Annotated in this window: 17 protein-coding genes and 2 pseudogenes; 14 read left to right on the plus strand and 5 right to left on the minus strand. The window is 51.3% G+C overall.

The window, feature by feature from the left end:
* Positions 1-72: 72 nt before the first annotated feature.
* Positions 73-1,191, plus strand: coding sequence for a PQQ-dependent sugar dehydrogenase (locus J4E63_RS09405; protein WP_207281713.1), 1,119 nt, complete (start codon positions 73-75; stop codon positions 1,189-1,191).
* 1,004 nt (positions 1,192-2,195) lie between these two features.
* Positions 2,196-2,390: pseudogene (locus J4E63_RS09410) on the plus strand (transposase); the annotation flags it as partial.
* A gap of 131 nt (positions 2,391-2,521) precedes the next feature.
* Here the strand turns inward: J4E63_RS09410 and J4E63_RS09415 are convergent.
* From J4E63_RS09415 to J4E63_RS30845, 3 genes are read right to left on the minus strand one after another with little or no spacing between them, the layout of a single operon-like run.
* Positions 2,522-2,935 (minus strand): hypothetical protein, encoded by a 414-nt coding sequence (locus J4E63_RS09415; RefSeq protein WP_207281714.1) that lies wholly within the window; start codon positions 2,933-2,935, stop codon positions 2,522-2,524.
* A gap of 15 nt (positions 2,936-2,950) precedes the next feature.
* Positions 2,951-3,847 (minus strand): RHS repeat-associated core domain-containing protein, encoded by an 897-nt coding sequence (locus J4E63_RS30840; protein ID WP_259333656.1) that lies wholly within the window; start codon positions 3,845-3,847, stop codon positions 2,951-2,953.
* 23 nt (positions 3,848-3,870) lie between these two features.
* The gene (locus tag J4E63_RS30845) at positions 3,871-7,308 is read right to left on the minus strand and encodes an RHS repeat domain-containing protein (protein WP_259333657.1); all 3,438 of its coding nucleotides are present in this window, start codon (positions 7,306-7,308) and stop codon (positions 3,871-3,873) included.
* Positions 7,309-8,384: 1,076 nt separating this feature from the next.
* On the opposite strand from J4E63_RS30845, the gene J4E63_RS09430 reads away from it, so the two are divergent.
* From J4E63_RS09430 to J4E63_RS09485, 12 genes and pseudogenes are all read left to right on the plus strand, one after another.
* A complete protein-coding gene (locus J4E63_RS09430) occupies positions 8,385-9,068 on the plus strand; it encodes a type II secretion system protein GspK (RefSeq protein ID WP_310650709.1) in 684 nt (227 codons plus the stop codon).
* Between the two features lie 117 nt (positions 9,069-9,185).
* Positions 9,186-10,883, plus strand: coding sequence for a GspE/PulE family protein (locus tag J4E63_RS09435; RefSeq protein WP_207281716.1), 1,698 nt, complete (start codon positions 9,186-9,188; stop codon positions 10,881-10,883).
* Positions 10,880-12,085 carry a type II secretion system F family protein gene (locus tag J4E63_RS09440; RefSeq protein ID WP_207281717.1) on the plus strand — a complete coding sequence of 402 codons (1,206 nt, stop codon included), beginning with the start codon at positions 10,880-10,882 and terminating at the stop codon, positions 12,083-12,085. The genes J4E63_RS09435 and J4E63_RS09440 overlap by 4 nt, the downstream gene beginning before the upstream one ends.
* Positions 12,086-12,101: 16 nt before the next feature.
* Positions 12,102-12,533, plus strand: coding sequence for a type II secretion system major pseudopilin GspG (gspG, locus tag J4E63_RS09445; protein ID WP_207281718.1), 432 nt, complete (start codon positions 12,102-12,104; stop codon positions 12,531-12,533).
* A complete protein-coding gene (locus J4E63_RS09450) occupies positions 12,534-12,968 on the plus strand; it encodes a GspH/FimT family pseudopilin (protein WP_207281719.1) in 435 nt (144 codons plus the stop codon).
* On the plus strand, positions 12,965-13,342 hold the full coding sequence (locus J4E63_RS09455; protein ID WP_207281720.1) for a prepilin-type N-terminal cleavage/methylation domain-containing protein: 378 nt from the start codon (positions 12,965-12,967) through the stop codon (positions 13,340-13,342). The genes J4E63_RS09450 and J4E63_RS09455 overlap by 4 nt, the downstream gene beginning before the upstream one ends.
* Positions 13,343-13,347: 5 nt before the next feature.
* Complete coding sequence (locus J4E63_RS09460; protein WP_207281721.1) at positions 13,348-13,947, plus strand: prepilin-type N-terminal cleavage/methylation domain-containing protein; 600 nt, start codon at positions 13,348-13,350, stop codon at positions 13,945-13,947.
* Entirely contained in the window at positions 13,890-14,969 is a 1,080-nt protein-coding gene (locus J4E63_RS09465) for a type II secretion system protein GspL (RefSeq protein ID WP_207281722.1), read from the plus strand. The genes J4E63_RS09460 and J4E63_RS09465 overlap by 58 nt, the downstream gene beginning before the upstream one ends.
* A 3-nt stretch (positions 14,970-14,972) precedes the next feature.
* Complete coding sequence (gspM, locus tag J4E63_RS09470) at positions 14,973-15,572, plus strand: type II secretion system protein GspM (protein ID WP_207281723.1); 600 nt, start codon at positions 14,973-14,975, stop codon at positions 15,570-15,572.
* Positions 15,565-16,080, plus strand: a complete 516-nt coding sequence (locus J4E63_RS09475; RefSeq protein ID WP_207281724.1) for a hypothetical protein — start codon at positions 15,565-15,567, stop codon at positions 16,078-16,080. Before gspM ends, J4E63_RS09475 begins: the two co-directional genes overlap by 8 nt.
* Before the next feature lie 36 nt (positions 16,081-16,116).
* Positions 16,117-18,327, plus strand: a complete 2,211-nt coding sequence (gene gspD / locus J4E63_RS09480; protein WP_207281725.1) for a type II secretion system secretin GspD — start codon at positions 16,117-16,119, stop codon at positions 18,325-18,327.
* A gap of 620 nt (positions 18,328-18,947) precedes the next feature.
* Positions 18,948-20,140: pseudogene (locus tag J4E63_RS09485) on the plus strand (IS4 family transposase).
* Positions 20,141-21,131: 991 nt separating this feature from the next.
* On the opposite strand, the gene J4E63_RS09490 reads toward J4E63_RS09485, so the two are convergent.
* Positions 21,132-21,524 (minus strand): hypothetical protein, encoded by a 393-nt coding sequence (locus J4E63_RS09490; protein ID WP_207281726.1) that lies wholly within the window; start codon positions 21,522-21,524, stop codon positions 21,132-21,134.
* Positions 21,525-21,535: 11 nt separating this feature from the next.
* Positions 21,536-22,438, minus strand: coding sequence for an RHS repeat-associated core domain-containing protein (locus J4E63_RS30850; RefSeq protein WP_259333662.1), 903 nt, complete (start codon positions 22,436-22,438; stop codon positions 21,536-21,538).
* Positions 22,439-22,453 lie beyond the last annotated feature (15 nt).

Raw genomic sequence — 22,453 nt, forward strand, 5'->3', positions numbered from 1 at the left:
CACAGATTTACTAATTTATATCTTTCTTCGTAGGGTGTGCTAGCGGCTGTCAAATCAACTATTGGAACAGACATGAATCTGAAACTTGAGTGGGTTCTGGTCCCAGCATTTCTTGCCATGGGTTTTGCTGCCAGCGCGCTGGCCGCCGAGGTGCGGGCTGAGCGGGTGGCAACCGGATTAGAGAATCCCTGGGCAGTGGCCTTTCTGCCGGCACATCGCTACTTGGTGACAGAACGGCCGGGACGGCTTCGGGTGGTTGGTGCCGATGGGAGCATCGGCCCGCCGGTTGAGGGGCTGCCGGCGATCGCGGCAGGCGGGCAGGGCGGGCTGCTGGATGTGGTGACCGACAGTGCTTTCGACGTGAATCGCATGGTCTACTTCTGCTTTTCCGAACCGCCTGCTGGTGGCGCGGGCAATAGCACGGCAGTGGCACGCGCGACGCTGTCGAGCAACATGGTGCGTCTCGACAACCTGCAGGTGATTTTCAGTCAGCGACCGAAAGTGAGCAGCTCCGCGCATTTCGGCTGCCGCATCGTCGAGGCGAAGGACGGGACGCTTTTCGTCACGTTGGGGGAGCGTTACAGCCGGAAGGAGGATGCGCAGGAGCTCGATAACCACTTGGGCAAAGTGGTGCGCATCCAGAAGGACGGCGTGGTGCCGACCGACAACCCTTTCGTCGGCCGCCCCGGTGCCTTGCCAGAGATCTGGAGCTATGGCCATCGCAATAGCCAGGGCGCTACGCTCGGTCCGGACGGCCGCCTCTGGATGAACGATCACGGTCCGCAGGGCGGCGACGAGATCAACGTTCCGCTGGCGGGTCGCAACTACGGTTGGCCGGTCATAACCTACGGCGAAAACTATGGCGGCGGGAAGATTGGCGACGGCCTGACCGCCAAGGACGGCATGGAGCAGCCGCTGCATTATTGGGTGCCCTCGATCGCGCCGTCCGGCATGGCCTTCCTGACTAGCGACCGTTATGGGCCGGCATGGAAGGGCAATCTCTTCGTCGGTTCGCTCAAGTTCGGTTACCTCGACCGTATCGAACTGAAAGACGGTAAGGTCGTGGCCGAGCACAAGTTGCTGGAGGACGGGCATGCCCGCGTTCGGGATGTCAGGCAGGGCCCTGACGGCCTGCTCTACGTGCTCACCGACGAACAGGATGGCAAACTGCTGCGTCTTCAGCCGCGCTGAGCCCCATCAGGGTAGGCATTGCGCAGCTGCAGCTGCAGCGTCGGCAAGCCGCGACGCCTGCCCGCAACCTCTTCGACGGCTTGCGCTCGTCGCCTCCCAAGGAGGAACTCGGCGATACCAAGCTGATCGTCGAGAACGATACTAGCCAGGTCGGTTCTGTGGGGAAATGTGTTTCAGGATCTCGACACCAGCGCTGGAAACAGAAGCGAGAAGCCCATTCAGGGTAACAAAGAGGCCGTCAACTCGACAGTTTCACAGAGAGAAAGTCGTACGTAATGGTCATGCGCCCTGCCAGTATTGCCAATCGGCCCCCGAACTCTATTAAACAACGACGCGGCGACAATACGAGACACCTGACCAAAAACTGAATGCCCCCATAAAAGCCACCGTGTCCTTGACAACATCCGCGTGACTTGTAATCCAAGGGGGTGCTCGGGCCGGAAAACACGCATGTCAGTGCTTTTTCACCGATGCTGCTTTCTCCGGATTTACAAGCGCTACTGAAAAAAGACGAAGATTGGCTCAGAGCACTGACTTTTCATTCATGGTTGGCTCTTGATCCTCCCAAATAACAAGTCCAGAATTAAGTCTTTTCCTGCTCGGGCAAGAAAAGAAACCCCTTAGATTTCAATGGGTCGGACGCCAGATACGAGTCTCGTTTCCCGCTCCAAGATTCAAAAAAAAGCCACTCAGATGAGTGGCTTTTTTTGTGCCTGTGATTCTCAATGTCAGCGATTGTGTGGCGATCGACTGTATTGTTTCCGCACTTACCCTGCTGCTTATGTGCCTCGAAAGCCCAAGCACACGCCGGCTCCAGGCTCGACGTCTTCGCACTGGGCGCTTTCGAGTGGTATTGGACGAGTCTTCGCTAGTGGATCTCCGCACTGGCGGCTGGCTGCGTCTGGTCGACTAGGTTCTGTACGAAATCCCGAGAAACCCAATTGCCGCCCTCAAACGCTGAGATTTTGTAGAGTCCTCCGCCATCGACGGAAAGGAATTCTGTGATGGCAAAGCGTTACGAACTCTCGGATGAGGTCTGGGGTGTGGTCTCCGACCTCTTAATCGAAACTCATGGCCGAGGGCGGCCGCGCCTGAGCGACCGCTTGATGCTCGATGGTGTGCTCTGGGTGCTCTGCTCGGGTGCTGCGTGGCGAGACATGCCGGAGCGCTTCGGCCCATGGACGACGGTGTATCAGCGGCGATGGTCTCACTGGCTTGCGCCATGCGGCGTTTGAGACAGTACTTTTCGTACAATGCCTAGCATAGAGTATGAGCCAGCACTCAATCGCAATACTGGCTCGACAGTGGCGCGAGCGCATCTAGATAGGAGCTAAGAATGCAGCGCCGCTTCTTCCAACTTATTTAACAATGTTTGACTTGAGGAAAATAGAATCCACTCTGTGCTATCAATGGCACGAAGGGCGACTTCACAGCCTTGGAAGTCATCGGCTAATAGTTTGTCGACCTCCAGCTTATCAATACTCGATACGGCAACGATTAAGCAATCGATAGTGTACTCAATTGTTTCTGCGAATTTTAAAATTCCGCTCCAAGTCAGAACTAGGCCGCGAGGTTGTTCACGTAATTTTTTCTGAAACTCAAGAACTGAATAATTCGACGGCATTTGGCCGACGCCATCAAATTCGATAATGCTCCAAATCCAGCTATTTACTGGTACCTTTGCTAGAAAATCTGCCAGTTGAGCACGAGTCCCATTCACTCGATACATCGGTACTTCAAGCATATTTATATCCTTATCTTAGTTTTGCAATGGTCGTGCAGGGCCATGTTGAAGCGTGCCACCTGTCGGATTGGGCAAATAAGGATGCTCATGCGGATTCGTGTGATTCTTTGGTCGTCCGTGATCCGTAAAGTCAATATCCTTCACTGGGCGCCCATTGGCATCCCATTCCCGTCCTTGATCGTATTTACCGCGACGACCTTCCTTTTGACCAAGTTGAGTATGCGCTCCTTCAGCTTCTGGATCCCGAACAGGATTACCATTTCGGTCTCGCGGCAATTCACGGTCGGGGAAGCCGCTTCCCTCGCGGTCTCCTTTTGTACTTTCATTATTGTAGGTCGTGGAGGTTGGCACATCTGAGATTTGAGTCGCCGATCCCGGTGAGCCCCCAAAGCTAAAATCATCGCCCGATTTTCCGGCGCCGCCATTGAGCATTGTGTTCACTGTGAGCGCGCCTGCAAGCGCAGTGAGCGCGTAAAAAGCTGGAACCGCCAGAAACGCAAAACGTCCGTCAGGATCCACATATTTGTAAGGATTGTTGTTGGCGTAAGCATAACGATTGAAGCTATGGAGGTTGTCCGTCTGAAAATCGACCGGATCAACGCCCATAAACCGGCCTAGCACCGGGTCGTAGTAGCGGGCTCCCATGTACGACAAGCCAGTGGCATCGTCATAGGCTTTGCCGTGGTAGCCGATCTTGTTGCTGCTGCTGGGCGCCGAGCGATTCAGCTTGTCCCCATAAGGCTTGTAGTTTTCCTTCCACAGCAGGTTGCCAGCGGCATCCGTGGCAGCCATCGGGGTGCCCGAAATGTCGTTGTGAAAATAGGTGATGGTGTCGGCGATGGCCACGTTGTTTAGTATTAGGGCCAGCAGACCTACGCCGAGTTTCTTGCCCAGCTTCTTCAAAGCATCCATGTGTCTCTCTCCTTTTTTCCGGCTCATGGGCTGACCCGCTGGGCGATGCGCTTGTCACCCAGATAGAGGTACTCGGTGAGCACGCCTGCATTCAGTTCGATCAACGGTTTGCCATTGGAGTCGTGCATCTCGTAAACCTTACCGCTGGCCTTGGTCACGGCACTGCGGTGGTTGAGGCCGTCATAGCTGTATTCCACCTTTTTCGCAGGAACAGCGCAGTTGATGCAGATGAGATTGGGCACGTCGTTATAGCTGTAGGTGTTGCCTTGGCTGCTGCTGACGTTGCCGTAGGCGTCGTAGCCAAAGGTGCTGGCCCGCAATCCACTTACACTGCTGAGACGGTTACTGGTGTCATAGGTGTAGGCGAGACTGGATTGCCCGAGGGTTTGCTTGGTGAGATTGCCGCCACCGTCGTAGGAGATGCTGCCCTGGCCCCAGAAACCCACAGCGCTGGTCAAGCGGTTGATGTTGTCGTAGCCCAGCGTGCGGTTGAAGTTGCTGTCAGCGGCATCTTTGATTGTGGTTAAGTTTCCGACGCCATCATAGGTGTAGGTGCTGCTGAGGTAGACGCCGGCTGTGCCTGTTCTTAGAGTGCTGAAACTGGACGGCCACAGGCGCGCATTCTGGCCATAAGTGGATACGGCACCGCTGCTGTAGGTGATGCTTTGAATCAATCCAGACGGCCAATACTTCACGTTGGTGACGTAGCCTGAAACCGTGGTGGGCCGCCCCAGTGCGTCGGGTGTGTAGCTCACCACACGACCGGATTGCGGGTAGGTGATGCTGCTCAACTGATCATTGCCGTTGTAGGCATATTTGGCAGTGAACACCTTGCCGTCCAATGCCAGACTTTCCTGGGTCAGGTTGCCTGCGGCGTCGTAGGCGAAGCTGCGATTGCCGCCGCTGGTATTGCTGGTCAGCAGTTTGCTGTTCTTGTTGTAGGTGTTGGTGATTGCCGGTGTTGAGCCGGGATAAGTCGTAGTGATCAGGCGATTCAACTTGTCGTACGTGTAGGTGGTCACGCCTGAAGCTCCGGTTTTCTTGCTCGTCATGTTTCCGGCTATATCACGCCCATAGGTAGTGACGCCGGTTTCTGGATTTGAAGCGGAAGTGAGATACGCGTTGCTGTTATAGGTATAGTTACGGATAAAACCACCTTGTGAGATAGTTGCTATCTGATCCTGTGCATTGCGGGTGAAGGCGATGTTTGCACTACTCTCCGGGGCAATGATGCTCATCAATTGTTTCTTGCTCGGGTCGCCATAAGCTTGATAATTGTAGGTGGTTACCTTGCCACGCTCATCGGTTACTGAGCGGCTACCGTCTTTGTAAGCAATGCTTTCAAACGAGTTGTCGGCATTAGTTATACGTGTAATACGCCCTAAGGCATCATATTGGTAACGGGTGCCAGTAGTGACATCAGGGTCAGACACGAAAGTACGTCGCCCCAGTCCATCATGTTGATAACGTGTTGTAATACCTCCCAGGGTAACACTGGCAACACGAGCAAAGGCATCATACACCGTGCTTTCCACTAATGGACCTCGAGTTGCGATACGACTATTTGGAGTGTAGGTAATGGTTTTGACATTGCCAAGAGCAGGTGTAATGGATGTCACTCGATTCATGGTGTCGTAAGTGAATTTAGTGGTAGCCCCTTCACCATTGGTCTCAGCTGTGACGTTACCTGCATTATCTACAGTTCTGCTGATCGTGATGTTTTGCGGTAAGAGCTCGGTTTGCGGCGTTCCTAGCTTATAGTTGGAGTATTTATATACCCCGCCGCCAGGCATGGTTTTGCTCGCAGTATTACCGTTGCTGTCGTACGTGAACGCAGTGGTGACGCCATTTTTGCTCACAGATAACACGCGACCGTTAACATCAAACGTCTGATTCATGTCGCCAGCGGCCGACGATTCACTTTTGTGAAGGCCAATGATCCATTTACTCGTATCGTTGACGTAAGTATTTTTGGTAACTCGAATATTACCTGTTGGCCCGTTTTCTGTAATAGTGCCGACATCGCCAAATAAATCATAATCACTGTAAGTAGTCTTGTACGTAAGACCGTCAAGTAGAATACTTTTCTCGGCTAAATCCGCTGCACGGATCTGGGTGTCCATTCCATACCCAAGATCGACTATTAATTCATTACCTCCGGTGATGACCCTCGGCTGCCATTTGTATTTTTCTATATTCCCTAAAGGATCAACTTTTTCTACGAGGGATCCAATCATCCACAGCGTCTCTTCTGGCACTCCCGGTAACGCAGTGGTGAGTTTGTAGGACGGACCAACGTATTTATATGTGGTGATACCCTCAGGGCCGGTGACCGTCGTGATGTCATATGCCCCATTTTGTCCTTTAATATACGAATAGGACCATCTTTCACCCGTTGATAAGGTGCGAGAGGATATTTTTTCCGCAGTATCAAATACTCCCCAGCTCTGTCCGCCTCTTGAAATACGGGCTTCGTGATTGCTGTTGGTATAACTATAATTTACAATCCCGCCGGTGGGGTATGTGACGCTTATTAGTTTCCTTGCAGTAATGTTCGCTTGTGTTAAAGGAATGATTGTGTTGGGGTATGCATCAATGTATTTTCCAGGTTCATATTTGTATTGCCATGTTTCTCCTGTATTGTAGGATACGCGTGTAAGTGTGCGCGAGTTCAGGGTGTCTGGCGCCTGGTATTGGTAGCTGATTTTTTTACCTGAATTTGAAGTGGCGGTTATTATTCTGCCTGTCGTGGGGTCATGCTCAAACGATATGGATCTCCCGTCGTTAGCATTAATGGTTGCTAGCAATACAGCAGGTTTCTCGTAAGCCGTTGGATCCTCCGAAAACCACGCAGCTAGGTCGGGAAAATCATACCCAGGCATTTTCCATGGTTTGATAGCATTGCCAAGGGTTTTGTATGTAAAGGTTAAAATGTTGCCATTTAAATCACGAGCCTCTTTCGGAACCATGTAAGTTTCAGTTCTTATAGGGTCTGATGCTTCTGTGGCCTCATTAAAATAGGTATCACTCATGTGTGCAATGCCTATTCTTCGTTCGCTAATGTCCCCATAATCATATTTTATGCCCATGGGTGATGTAACGCTAACGGTGTTGTTTAGGCATTCAACCTTCCAGTTGCTTTTGGTTTTGCCTGTATGTGCTCCTATGCTGTAAATGGTTTCTCTTCCTCCCCCTGGAATTTCCAGCACAGGAAATTGGCTATGCCTCGAAGTTTTAGTCCAATTGCTAGTAGTCTGCTCATGAGTGTTGTTAGATGTGCATAACTCAACAAGCATGTCGTTCAGATAAGCGACGCGGGCTTCGCCGGCGCTTATAGCTGTGAAGTATGTATTCACTTCACTGATTCTCGGCGCTACCTCCAGACTCCATCCTGGTCCAAGCTCGGCCCAGCGATATGAAGAGTTCAAAGTGGCACCCAGCCCGGCTGACTGCTTCAGCATGTCGTATCTTCGCCATACGGTGATATCTAGACCACCTTGGCCTGGTATAAAAAAATCTTTATGCGTCAATAACAGATTGCCATTGACCGTATCCACTTTGTCTATGTACTCTCCTCTTTGGAGGTTGTTGACAGTGTCTGGCAATCTGTAATTGTCGTCATTTGAATTTGCGGGGTCTTTCGTTCCTAGGGCACTGGAGTTCTCCATCAGAAAGAGGCATAGGGACAAAGATAACATTACTTTTGATATTGTAAGTGTGGTCATGCTGGTCTGATTTTAGGTTAAAGGTTAGGTTGCTTGTTGAGTTGCATGTTGTTGGCTGGCCATCCGCTTATTAAATGGCGCGCTGAAGATTGTGATGTAGTTCAATAACCAATCCAGCCTGATAGAAAGTAGGCTTTCGGTTCAACCTACTTCCGTGGTCATGAAGCCCATGTCGAGGGGTGCTTTGATAACGATTTGTTAATGAGCAGTATGTACTTACTGCTTTCTTAGCGACGGGTTAACAAGATGCACAACCGCTGTTGAAGGGCGTCTACGAGGGTAAACGAATAGCGACGAATTTTTATTTAGTAATCTGGGGGTATTTGTTCGGTAGGCCGCCGAGGTATTTTCGACGAGCGAACGCTGGTGACGGGCATGATACTTCCTTGTATTTGCTAAGTGGCTTTTGCGATCGTTAGAATCTAGCAAGATTCGAGGCTGGAGTACAGAGGATGTCGCGTTGTGCAATTGCGCTAGGTGCAGAGTGAGGCCAAAACGGTCGAACGGTATCAATCACTCATTTCTACTTACCCTCACCTGCCTCGAAGGATGGGTTTCTTGATGTGTGATGGCCTTGAACGACCCAAGCTGACGAAGCTCGCACCTCGTATGCGATACTGGTCCGAGGGATAAATGTGAGCTTAGTCGGATTGGCACGAAGGCTGAGCCTGCATAGCTCCCGCTTGAAGAAAATATTTGGGCTTCAGATTTGCTTTTGTTTCACAGAAAATCAGTCGGATAGGTAATTAAGCATGCCATGGGGGGCGAAGACACTAGCTGCATGTCGGCAACAGGGAGCAGCCTTGATCCTCGTGCTATGGGCTGTTGCGGTTCTTGGTTTATTGATGGCTGGTGTATTGTCGAGCGTGCGTATTGAGAATCGTCAGAGCCATAACGAGTTACAACGAAGCAAGGCCCTGATCGCCGCTGAAAGCGGCATAGCCTTAGCGGTAAAAAATTTACTGAGTGATCCTGATGTTTTCATCGCCGATGGAAGAGAGCATCGATACGATCTTGACGGGATTCGCCTGACATTCTCCGCTCGCAGCGAACATGGCAAGCTGGATCTGAATTTTTGTCAACTGGATCACTTTTCCAGCTTGCTTCGATTCATGGGGGCTACGCAACACGAGGCGGCCTCATTTTCAGATCTGCTTTCTCAGCGCCGAATCGAAGGAAAGCCGTTAGGTCATTTGGAAGAGCTTTTAGACGTCACATCGATGAATGTCGATCTATACCAGCGAACTCTGCCACTCGTTACTTTGTGGAGCGGCAGGGGGGTACCGGACGCCGCATTCGCCGCCGAGCCATTGCTCCAAGCACTACAAAACAAGATTTCGCCAGGCGTCATGAGCAATGCGGGCTCCGTTATCAGTATTGAATCTTCTGCGGAACTGAGTAACGGCTTCAAGGCGGGTCTTGTTGCCACGATTGCGCTCAACCGTAGCGCAGACGGAGGCATGCTTTATAGCGTCTATCGCTGGCAGGAGCGATAGCTAGGTACTCACATTTGGAATGGTAGTGTGAAGCCAGGGGCAAACTGATATCATTCGCGTCCTGTGACGTGTTTTCTCCTCAGGAAGCCCCCATGTAATCCCTAGTACAGTGGCGAAATGGATATCACCGCAAGCCTAATAGAGCGTCTGCTCCAGCAAGGAAGCTTAAGTGCTGATGGATTAGAGCACCTGGCTCGTTTGCGCAGTTCCCAGTCCGAAACTCCTGTTCCAGACCTGCTTAGTCGGCTCGGACTGGTATCAGAAGGGGACCTTGCTGCTGCATGGTCCAGCTCGCTAGGTTGGCCACGATATAGTGGGCAGCCTGTGACTGAGATTCCTGAAGATCTCCCTACGCTTCCACTGCGCTTTTTAAAACACTACGCCGTGGTCCCGGTTGGGTTCACCTCGGACAACGCGCTAGAAATTGTAAGCTCAAAGCCATTGAATGACTATCCATTCAAGGCCATAGAGTACGCGACGGGATTTAGTGTTAGGCCGCTGGTGGGTTTGCAAAGGGAGGTCGAGCATTTGATCGAGCATTTATACGGGCAAGGTCGAACGGCAATGGGGTCGTTGACTGACCTGTTTGATCATACAGCGCAACTTGACGACATCGACCATCTCAAAGATCTGGCCTCTGAGGCGCCGGTAATTAAGCTGGTGAACCTGATTCTCCAACGAGCAGTCGAGATGTTCGCTTCTGACGTACATATCGAACCCTTCGAAAACCGATTGAATGTCCGCTATCGCGTTGACGGCTTGCTGAGAGAGTCCGAATCACCTCCGGTCAGTTCCGCTGCGGCGGTTATTTCCCGCATCAAAATCATGGCCAAGCTGGACATTGCCGAGCGGCGTTTACCACAAGACGGTCGAATCGCTTTCAGGGTTCAAGGACGACAACTCGATTTGCGGGTATCGACACTGCCAACCAGTTTTGGTGAGTCTGTGGTCATGCGTCTGTTGGACCGGCAAACCATAGCGTTCGAATTCACAAAACTGGGTTTTGATGGCGAGCGTCTTGACCGGTTTCTCGAGGTGCTGCAGCGTCCGCACGGCATCCTGTTGGTCACAGGGCCTACCGGGTCAGGCAAAACTACAACCCTTTATGCTGCGATTTCTCGACTCAATACAGCTGAGCGCAAGATCATTACAGTTGAAGATCCCGTGGAGTATCAACTCGAGGGGATCAATCAAATGCAGGTTAAGCCGGCAATCGGTTTGGATTTTGCCGGAGCGCTGCGCTCCATCGTTCGTCAAGATCCAGATGTGATCATGATCGGCGAAATCCGCGATTTGGAAACTTGCCGTATTGCGATCCAGTCGGCGCTCACCGGGCACTTGGTTTTGTCGACCCTACATACCAACAGTGCCTGTGCCAGTCTGGCAAGGTTGCTGGATATGGGCGTCGAGAGTTACATGTTGGCCTCCACTATCAATGGAGTTTTGGCTCAACGCCTGGTGCGCAGGCTTGATCCGGCTCAGCTTGAGGCCTTTGACGCGCCTGCTGCCGTGATCGCTGAGCACAAACTTGATCAGTACACCAACGAGCGCCCAGTCCGGCTATATCGCCCCAGGTCGGGAGCATCGAATGGTGGGTATCAAGGGCGTGTGGCTATTACTGAATTGCTGGTCATGTCCGACGAGATTCGTGCGCTGCTGATGGATAAAGCCGACAGCACTACTGTCGAGCAGGCTGCACGCAGGGGCGGTCTGCGTACCCTTTATGAAGACGGTCTGCGCCTTGCTTTGGCTGGTGTCACCAGCCTAGAAGAAGTCTTGCGAGTTACACGGGACGATGGGGCGATTGCGTCATGACCCTATTTCGCTATCGGGTATTGGATCGTGACGGCCTGAGTACACGTGGTCAAATGCAGGCCAAGACCATTGAGCAAGCAATCAGCAAATTGCAAGAATCAGGATTGCTGATCGTGGACATTCGTCCCGCAGTGACGACATTTTTGTCAGGTGGGCTCTTCCAAAAAAAACAGATTCCTGGTGTCGAAATTGTTCGATTCACGCAGCAACTCGCGACACTCCTTGATGCTGGACAGCCTTTAGAAAGTGCTCTGGCACTCCTGGCGCGCCAATCAGATAAACGACCCGTTGGCGAACTGATCAGTCGATTACGGGAACAGGTAAAAGGTGGGAGCCTGTTGTCGGCAGCGATGGAGGAAGAAAACGGTACGTTTTCGAATTTTTATCTTAGTCTGATCCGAGCGGGCGAAGCGGCTGGTATGTTGGCTCAAACGCTGGTGCAGTTGTCGCATTACTTGGAAAGAACTCAAACCCGAAACCGTGAGTTGGTCAGTGCTTTAATTTATCCGGCGTTCTTAATAGTTGGTGTGGTGGGCTCATTGGCGCTTTTGATGGTGTACGTTGTTCCGCAGTTTGTGCCAATCTTTAGAGACCTAAACATTACACTTCCCCTGCTCACCGAGTTAATTCTTGTATCGGGTGAGTTTCTCATGCAGTGGGGGCTCTATCTGATATTGCTGGCGGTGATCGGTGCGTGGTGGTTCAGCCGGCACTTGCGTGACCCGATTCGACGCTTACCTCTAGATGTACGTCTGCTGCGAATGAATGTTTTGGGAACGTTACTCCAGGGCATTGAGACCGCACGCTTTGCGTTGACTCTGGGCACGCTTTTGGAAAGAAAAGTTTCGTTGCTCTCGGGAATGAGCATCACCCGGAAAGTCGTCAGTAATCTAGCTATTCAAGGTGCTTTGGAGCAAGCAACCCTTCTGACTAAAGAAGGTTGTTCATTGTCTACAGCACTGGAGCAGACAAAAGTTTTCCCCGAGTTGGTCGTGCAGATGATTCGAGTGGGGGAGCAGGCCGGGCAATTGAGCGAGATGTTGCTAAAGTTGGCTGATATTTATGATAAAGAAACGCAAAGTACTTTGAAACGCTTTATGGCCGCGCTGGTTCCCATTTTGACATTGATTATGACGCTCCTGGTTGCCATCGTCATGTTGGCGATCATGCTGCCGTTGATGAGTTTGACCAGCAATATCTAAGGAAAGAGAAAACAAAATGCGTCAGATCTATCGTATGGAAAGTTTTAACAACCGTAATAAAGGTTTCACCCTGCTGGAAATGCTCGCGGTTATCGTGCTGTTAGGTATTGTTGCGACTCTTGTCGTGCGCCAGATTGGTGGTGGCGTCGATAAGGGTAAATACGGGGCTGGCAAGGCGCAGTTGGCCAGCCTGAGTATGAAGATCGAAAATTACGCGATGGACGTAGGCCGCGCCCCGGCCAGGTTGGAGGATTTGGTAGTTAAGCCCGTAAATGCTCAGTCCTGGCAAGGACCGTACGCAAAAAAAAGTGACCTGCTTGATCCGTTCGGTCATGCATTCGGTTACCTAAATCCGGGTGAGCATGGAAGCTTTGACTTGGTGTTCCGAGGACGCGATGGGAAGCCTGGCGGAACGGGTCCGGATCTGGATCTGGGGAGCTGGGAATAATTGCGCCAGAGCGGTTTTACTCTCCTCGAGATGTTGGCGGTTCTAGTACTGATCAGTATTGCGTTCATGCTACTGGCGTCGGGGATTACACGTGGCCTGACTCATGCGCGTGAACGCCAGAGCATCAATGAGTTGCTGCAGAGTTTAAGGCAAGCGCGAACGCAAGCGATAGTTGAAGGGCGCCCTATGTCCCTGCTATTCGACCTGGATAGCATCTGTTATCGCGTCGAGCAGTTTCCACCTCGTTGTTTGAGTGCCGGTACACAATTACGAATAGAAACAGCTGAGGGGCTGGGCAAAGACGTTACGTTGATTTTTTATCCGGACGGCAGCTCAAGCGGCGGCAACCTCAGCTTGAAAAATGAGTCCCGTGAAGCACGTATCGATGTGGGTTGGCTTACTGGCAACGTCAGCCTTGTCGAGCGTGTTCAATGAGGCGTGCTTATAACCCCCAGTCCGGCTTCACCCTTATAGAAATATTGGCAGCGACAGCCCTATTGGCTGTGGCCCTTGGCATTTTCATGAGTAGCATGGGGCAGTCCATGCAGTTGTACACGAAGGACGAGTTAAAAACGCGGATGGGATTATTGGCCCGATCTTTGATCGTAGACAGAGCCTCCGGCCGACTGGAACCTGGTGTCACCACAGGTCAACAAAGTGGGATTGACTGGCGGCTTGAGTGTACGGAAGGAGAGGTGCAATCGGGCGTTCAGTTGTTCCAGTTAAAACTGATTTTACGTCACGCGGACACTATTGAGAGCTTCAGTACGTTGCGTGTTCAGCTCTTGAATCAAGGGCGATATCCGTGAGGCGAATGAGCGGCTTCACCCTTCTCGAAGTGATGGTGGCGATCAGTCTCCTAGGCATTCTGTTGATGTTAGTGAGCGGAAGTCTTTTGGCCACCAATCGAACCGTCCAAGGTACCGAGCGCTATGCCGGGAGGCTTGACGAGGTGAGAGCGGCTCAACGTTTTTTACGTCAGGCATTGCAAGAAACAAGACCTATCGCCTTACCTGAAAAACGTATTCCACAACATCTGTTTGAGGGGGATCCTCAGAGAGTACGGTTTTTTGCACCGGTACCATCGGGTGTTGGTGGCAAGTTGAAAATTCACCAACTTGAGTCGTTCAAAACGGAAACAGGTGATTTACAGCTGCGTATTACGTTTTTTGAATTAGATGGCGTGCAGCCTTGGGGAAGCTCTCAAGTGTTGATGGGTAAGTTGCGTAAGGTCCACTTCAGCTACCGCGGGCTAGATGAAAAAAATTTCAGCACCGGGTGGTTGGCGCAATGGCCGTGGCCAGAACGCTTACCACAATTTATCCGAGTCGAGCTTGACGCCGATGGACCAGTGCAATGGCCGTTGATGAGCGTGGCGGTGCGTACAAACCAGCAGTTGGAAGCGGCTCTGTGAAAGGAGAAATGATGTTATTTAGCTCACTTCGCTATCACCTGCATGAGCGTTGGGAAGGGTCACCTATACCAGCATTCTTTAAGTGGTGGTTCAATGAGCTCCTGGCATGCGTGCCGTCCACTTGGCGTCATCGGTTGAGCGACCGGAATTTAACTCCGATCGTTTACTGGCCATTAAAAACCCCCTTGGATCATGAGACCGATAAAACGGTTGTCTTGCTGCTGGCTGCCGATCAAGTTTTGTTGTGTCAACTGCAGTTGCCCCCTCAGAGTGCACGTAATCTCAAGTCAGTACTGACCTTCGAACTAGATAAATACACGCCTTTCAAGGCAGAGCAGATCTACTTTGATGCACGGTCCCGTGCATCTGAAAACCAGGCTCTACTGCAGATATCTCTGGTGCTTATTGAGCGCAGCCGTCTGGATGTGGCGGTACAGTCGGTCGAAGCACAGGGGGCGCGTGTGGTTAGTGTGGATGCAATGGATGAGACGGGGCGCCCGTATGGGGTCGACCTGTTGCCAAGACGACATCGCGACATTCGGGCGACGCGTTTACGGTATACCAAATATGCGCTCAGTCTGGGCATTGGGCTTCTGGTCCTGTTACTCATGATGACCTGGGTTGGCAATCGCGAAAAAGAGCTCATTGAGATGCGAGAGCAGGTCGTTTCGCTTCGGACTCGGGCAATGGAAGTCGACAGGATGCGCAAGCAGTTGCAGGAGCGCATAGAAATAGAAAAAGCCTTAGTTCTGCAAGATAAGCAAAAGCAGACAAGCGTTGCCTTTCTCAAGGAGCTTACTAACTGTGTACCCACAGATACCTGGCTAGAGCAACTAGAGATGCGTCTTGACGGAGCTGTCACTCTCAGCGGGCTGAGCCGTCAGTCAAACTTGTTACCCGCTGAGCTTGTGCGTTGTGCCGGCCTCGAGAAAGCAACCTTTCAGGGTGGAATTCAACCCGATCGTGAAAGTGGCCTGGAGCGTTTCAATATTGTGGCTCATCGTCGGAAAGCGGGAGTGTAACGCGTGTACAAGACTCGACGCGCACAGCGATTCTACGCGATCGCCCTAGTGATCTTGATGGGCACTTTTTTGTATTGGGTACTCCTGCATTGGTGGTTCATCGCGCCGCTACAGCAGATGGCCGAGGAAGTGGAAGTTCTGCAGGTGTCGTATCAGCGGTTTTCGACGCTGGAAGCACAGCGTGGATTTATCCAGGCTGAACTTGAATCGGTAACCCGACGTCCTCTCCCTAGCGAAGGGTTGTTAACAGCAGATGAGCCTGAGGTCGCGACTGCTCAACTCATGCAACTGGTTTCGGAGCGGCTATCACTTGAGCCAGCAACAGGGATCGCTTGTACCGTACTGAGTCGTAGCCCTCAAACAGCGACCCCGAATGGTCAGCTTCTACAGATTAAGGTCAACGTCGATATGGAATGCGGCATCGAGTCGTTGGCGGGTACCCTTCATAGGCTCGAGAGTGAACAGCCATATCTAGTCGTGGACACGCTAAGCATCCAACGTGCACCCAATTCAACGGGGGCACAGGATCAGCAGGGGCATCTAGTGGTGAAGATGCAGGTGAGCGGACTCCTCAGCGCTATGCAGGCTGCTGGACATGAATGAGCGCCAGTATATCTACAGAACGCTGCTGCCCCTCGCTGGCGTCGCAACCGCATTACTGGTCCTCTGGGTCGTAATGCTTAACGGTGTGGGAGCGACAGTAGAGTGGCGATCTCACATTAGCGTGCCTGCGAAGATTCCGCCGATGGCTGATCAGCCTGAAGTCACGACATATCGATCCCAACCGACTCTGCAGGAATATCTTCAGGTCTGGTCCGCACCATTGTTTAACTTCGAACGCCAACCCGACGCTACAAACGCCGCGCAACTGATTGAGGCGCCAGCGCCTGCGCTGGATAACGTGATACTCACCGGTGTGGTGATCGCCCAGGAGCTGAAGGTTGCATTGCTCAGAGTAAATAACGAAGCGCTTGCGGTGAGAGAAGGGCAACCTCTTCCCAATGGTTGGCTGGTCGAGCGCGTTAGCGAGCGGCGGATCGAGTTAGTACATGGACAAACCCGGCAGAGCCTGGAGATCGAAAGCCCCAGGTTACCGATGACTCTCCCCTGAACTCATTATTACTAGCTTTATCAAGGATTTAATTTCGTGGTCAATCGTTTGGCTCTTTCCTGTGTGGCAACGATATTGCTGCAAGGCTGTATTAACCCAGCTACTCAACAAGATGATCGCCTTCTTCACGAAGGTCTCGCCGGAACCGAGGCTGACAATTCATCGGTCAGCCCGCTGGGCAAGGTTGCTCCAACCGACAATGCACAGGTTTCCCCGCAGCCTCCGAGGCAGCAGATTATTCGCGGAAACCAACACTTTGTCAGCAAAGTGGCCGCCCGCCCAGAGCGTAAGCCTGAAGAAGGTCAGAGCAAGGTAACGTTCAACTTCACCAATCAACCTATTGCTGCGGTGATCAACACCATCCTTGGGGATTTGCTAAATGAGGACTTCAGCATCTCCCAAGGTGTCAGCGGTGATGTTTCATTTTCGACAGCAAAACCTGTAGACAAAGATCAAGCGTTATCGATCCTTGAAACACTGCTGTCTTGGACCAATAACGCGCTGGTACGACAAGGAAATCGTTACTTAGTGGTTCCCGCCAATCAGGCGGTGGCTGGGCAACTGACACCACAATACCGTGTGCCAGCTCCAAGCATTGGGTTGAGTGCCAAGTTATTCACCCTTGACTACATCTCTGCCGTGGAAATGCAAAAGCTGCTCAAGCCATTCGCTCGGGAAAATTCATTTCTCCTGATGGATTCTGCTCGCAATATTTTAGTCATGGCCGGTACGGCCGATGAGCTGAATAATTACCAAGACACAATTGATACCTTCGACCTTAACTGGCTCAAAGGGATGTCCATTGGAGTCTACGGTTTGCAGCGCGCCAATGTTGCCGAGCTGATACCTGAGTTGAACCAACTTTTCGGCCCGCGTAGCGGCACGCCCTTGGCTGGGATGGTGCGTTTTCTGCCCATTGAGCGGACCAATGCGATTGTCGCTATTTCCTCTCAGCCGGAGTATCTGGACGAGGTCGGTCGCTGGATCGATACAATCGATCAGGGCGGGGGATATGAGCCCCAAATGTATGTGTACGACGTGCGTAATATGAAAGCCACTGACTTGGCCCACTATCTGCGGCAGATCTACGTCAGCAACGCGGTAGAACATAAAGAACGTGCTCAGGTTGCGCCGGGGTTACGCACGATTACTCTGTCATCGAATAAAAATACGGGAGGCCTTGGTAGTCTGTCTTCCGCACCTACGAATAGCGATGAACTAGAGCCGAGAGCAGAGTCTTTGGAGTCAGAGGACTTGCAAGAGCAACAGGGTGAAGAGACGCTTGAAGGTAACTCCGCGGTCGTAGGTAAGGCCGAAGACTCTGTACGCATTACGGCGCAAAAGAGTAGTAATCAACTGTTAATACGCTGCCGCCCGACTCAGTGGCAGGAGATCCAGGCAGCGATCCGGAGATTGGATAATCCTCCTTTGCAAGTACAAATTGAGACTAGGATTCTTGAAGTCAGTCTTACAGATGGTATGAACCTCGGAGTGCAGTGGTATCTTGGCCGGTTAGCCGGTAATTCCGGAACCCCTGGCATTCAGAACGCTTCAGGTAGTCAGGGAGCACTTGGGGCGGGCGGCGCTGCACTTAAAGCCACGGATACGCTCTTCTACTCTTTTGTAAGTGATAATCTGCAAGTGGCATTGCACGCTTTAGAAAGTAACGGTAATACCCGAGTGCTTTCGGCTCCTTCTCTAGTTGTAATGAATAACCAGAATGCGCAGATCCAAGTCGGGGACAATATTCCAATTAATCAGACTACGATTAATCTTGATAATACATCGGTCAGTACTAGTAGTGTTCAATACATACAGACAGGTGTAATTCTTGACGTTGTGCCTCGGATAAATCCTGGTGGCTTGGTGTACATGGATATTCAGCAGCAGGTCAGCGACGCTAGCAAGGTCGTAGATAATAACGGCAACCCAAGTATTTCCACTCGCTCCGTATCCACTCAGGTAGCTGTACAGAGCGGGCAAACAGTTTTGCTTGGTGGACTTATCAAACAGGACGAAGCCCGACAAGACAGCCGCGTGCCGTATTTGGGGACTATACCGGGCCTAGGCTGGTTGTTCAGCAATAAACAGGGCAGTCACGGGAGAACTGAGTTGATTGTATTGATCACCCCGAAAGTCATATCGGATGCTGAGGCAGCGAGAGGGGTGACTACAGAGTATCGTCAAAAAATGCAACTCATTCAACCTTTCCAAGGGGAGAATGCTAGTGCATACAAAGTCAAATAGGTGTCGACGAGGGGTGACGGAGTCGAGGTGATATAGCTCAGGCTCAGAAATACTTTGTAAGAAGGTTGGGGGCAGCATTCACCGACATATCAATTCGAAGGGGTGAAGTATGCCAACGGCGTGAGCTTAAGTACCCAACGGTTAATGGGTGCCTGCCGACCAAAGCGGCGGTAGAAGTGCTTGGTCGGGTATTTCGACCCCTACAGCAAGGCGTCGGTGCCGCAAATGAACCTCTGCCAAGCGGGGTTGGTACACCGCTGATTTTGTCCGCCACGTCGCACCCACCTAATGCCAAGAATCTGATGGCGGTGTTAGCGAGATTAATGGGCGTTAGGGGAGAGGAGCGGACCAAGAGCAAACATTCTTATCAAGTAAATGTTGGAGCGCTGCAGCTTGAGCTAATCAAGCTACAGCGGTCACGGTAAGTTTTGTCTCTTCCTCTGAGATTTTTTTGCCAATAGCTACCAGATAGGCATCGTAGGAGGGGTCTATTTCGAGAATGAGAACGGACCCTGAGGAGTCCTCGAATTTTCTTACGAAAAATCAAGAAGTTGGAAGATTGAAGAGACCTGCATGAGTCGGCAGCTTGTGTTGCACCACACAAAACAAGATCCCGCTCCATGCAGGCCATCCGATTCTTACACAGCGCGCTCGCTCAAGCACTTCCAGTGTTCACTCTCGTCGCCTGAAAACGTTGATGTGTTGTGTCAGCGCATTGCTACGAGGACGTCGTCTCACTCTGACGGGGCTTGGTCGATTTTTACCGAGCAAAGCCTATCCCAAACACACCATCAAACGAGTGGATCGGTTGCTGGGTAATCGGCATCTGCAAACCGAGCGACCGCTGTTTTACTGGGTCATGCTGCGAGCCCTGTTGGGCTCGCTCAAGCATCCATTGATCCTGGTCGATTGGTCACCCATTGATGCGGCTGGAGAGTTCTTTTTGTTGCGCGCAGCCATCCCTTTGGCGAGACGATCATTCCCGATCTATGAGAGCGTTCATGATCTTGAGGGTTGTCCGAAATATCAAAGACGATTGCTACAAATGCTGGCCGAAATGCTTCCCGAAGAGTGCGTCCCGGTCCTTGTGGCTGATGCAGGTTTTCGCCGACCATGGATCAAAGCCGTCGAGGCGCAAGGCTGCTATTACGTGGGACGCGTGCGTAACCGGGATCTCTACCGAGCCGACGCAGACACTTGGCTACCCGTTAAAAACCTCTACACTCTGGCATCGTCCTCACCGAAGTCATTGGGGCGTATCGAGATGACCCAAAGCGCTCCGCACATCATTCATCCGTACTGCGTTAGGAATTCGGCAAAAGGTCGCAAACACCAGCGTGTCACCGGATCAATCGCCAAAAACAAACTCAGCAGGCAATCGGCCAATCGTGAACGAGAGCCCTGGTTATTGGCTAGCAACCTGCCGGTAGATCAATGGAATCCATCGAAAATCATGGCCATTTACAAACAGCACATGCAGATAGAAGAAGGCTTCAGAGATGTAAAAAGTGAGTATTTTGGCGTAGGCGTCACTAGCCATCGGAGTTACTGCCCACGCCGAATCGAAGTACTTTTGCTGATCTCGGCTCTGGCTAGTTACATCATTTGTTTAATTGGGTTGCAGGCCCGCGAGGCGTGGCATGAGCACCGTTTTCAAAGTAATAGCCTTAAACGCCGACGAGTATTATCGCTATGGCGGCTGGGCCTGGAATACTGGCGTAGCGGACGCGGCTCAAACTCTCGAAAAACTTTGGAGAGACTTGAGCACGCGTTGCGAGCAGAGGTACATCAAGAGGCGCAGGCATTGGAGTAGATTTGTGGGGATCCCTCAGGAACGGACCATTTTTCATATCCTTTAATTTTTTTCCAAAAAAGATGAGAGCTTTGCGTTACGCTCAAGACTGTCGTTATCTTGCTCGTAAGCATATTTTATCGGTGATCTACCTGCATCGTTATTGATTGGAAACTGTTCGGGATGAATAATTCGCAGGGCGCTTATAATGTTCCCTTATTTGAAGTCGATAACACGCAGCTTTTCCAATCCGCTTAGTTTGATTTTGGTTGCTTTGCTCTGTGCGAGTATTTCGATAGCCAAAGTGTCGTCCATCACTGAAATGGATATTAGTTGTCCGTCATGAAAAGTGCTCGACAACATTTGATTATTACCTTTAGGCAGAGGCTATAGGGGGCTGACATTACGGTCTTTATATGTGGGTGGACTACCATCAGCAGGTAATGACCATTTCCTACACCGGACTCATTGGGGGGGCATCATAGGCCACTTCAGGGAATCCATCGCTTCCGTAGCGGTGAGCGTTTCCTCCGGCATCCCTATCTGTGGTTGAGCCCGGCTCCCCCGTCCACGGCCTCCCGCGAGTGCGCTCACCTTTGTCGGGGTTAGAGGTACTCTGTTTGTTGTCCTCACCCTGTCCAGACTCTTCACTTCTGTAAGTGGTAGTAGTTGGAGTATCTGAAATTTGCGTTACTGATCGTGGTGAGTTTCCGAAGCTACTGTCCTCCAAGGATTGACTGCTACCGCCATTATTAGACATGCTTTTCACAGTGCGTGCGCCAGCCAACGCGGTTAAGGCGTAAATCGCTGGGTCTATCAGGAACGCATAACGCCCATCAGGATCGACATACTTATAAGGATTGTTGTTGGCGTAGGCATAACGATTGAAGCTATGGAGGTTGTCCGTCTAAAAATCAACCGGATCAACGCCCATAAACCCCATCCGCACCATCCTTGGAAGGCTGAGGCGGATGGGGCGCTTAGGGAACTTTAAACCGAGGTGCTGATACAATCAGTCAGCTTCAAAAATAATAATCGGATTTTCATTGCAGATAATATCTATCCATTCCTCAGTAACAATTGCCAAATGAAAAATCGGATCATCTTTATATATGTCAAGCGAGTCATTATTCAGCCATGCTAAGAATTCTGAATGCTCAACCAAGAAAAATGAACTTTCGGAATTCTTCGGAACAAATGACAGCGAGGCAAGTCGCATACTTTCGTTTGCTACGCGTATAGCGGTAGGAAGTTCAGGAAAGTCTAAGTAGAATCGTTTTCCTGCGCCTCCAGCCTCCCTAAGGTGAATTTGCATACCGCTACCATAGGTAATATGCTCGAACATGACCTTGCCGAAACTTGGTGAGCCTGATGGGCTCCAGGGTCGAAAAATCTGTGTATTCATGTCAGTATCCATTAATCGTAACGTATCTTATCGCCGGCTCGCTTTCCATCAGGTCGCTGAATTTCTATGGTTGGTCTACCGTCACTACTATTTGGCCTAACGATAACTCTCCTGCCGTCTTCCAATGTACCTACGCGTACACCGTTCCCCTTGTCCCCCACATTCGAAGGGTTCATAGCATCAAAATCTTTGTTGGCTTCGTCGAAGCCGCCAGGCCTTGTCCAAATCCGCGTTCCCCCTCCAGTCTTCTCACCCTCAGTTGCACCGGGTACAGGCGATTCAGCATTACTCCCGTCTTTTCCAGTATTTGTGCTTTGTTCGTTATGTACTTTTCCTATGGACCAGTTATCGGAACTACCTAGGTCATGACTCGCGGAAGTGCTTTTTAAGCTAGAGCCCTCGAACAATCCTTGATTGCTAGCACCATTAGATATGCTTTCCACAGTGAGTGCACCCGCCAAAGCGGTTAATGCGTAAATCGCTGGGGCTATCAGGAACGCATAACGCCCATCAGGATCCACATATTTGTAAGGATTGTTGTTGGCGTAAGCATAACGATTGAAGCTATGGAGGTTGTCCGTCTGAAAATCGACCGGATCAACGCCCATAAACCGTCCCAGCACCGGGTCATAGTATCGGGCTCCCATGTACGACAAGCCAGTGGCATCGTCATAGGCTTTGCCGTGGTAGCCGATCTTGTTACTGCTGCTGGGCGCCGAGCGATTCAGCTTGTCCCCATAAGGCTTGTAGTTTTCCTTCCACAGCAGGTTGCCAGCGGCATCCGTGGCAGCCATCGGGGTGCCCGAAATGTCGTTGTGAAAATAGGTGATGGTGTCGGCGATGGCAACGTTGTTCAGCATGATCGCCAACAAGCCCGCCCCGAGTTTTTTGCCCAGCCTTTTCAAAGCATCCATGTGTTTCTCTCCTTT

Origin of the sequence: Pseudomonas sp. FW300-N2F2 (assembly GCF_017351655.1) — a bacterium.
Classification (GTDB): Bacteria; Pseudomonadota; Gammaproteobacteria; order Pseudomonadales; family Pseudomonadaceae; genus Aquipseudomonas; species Aquipseudomonas fluorescens_AA.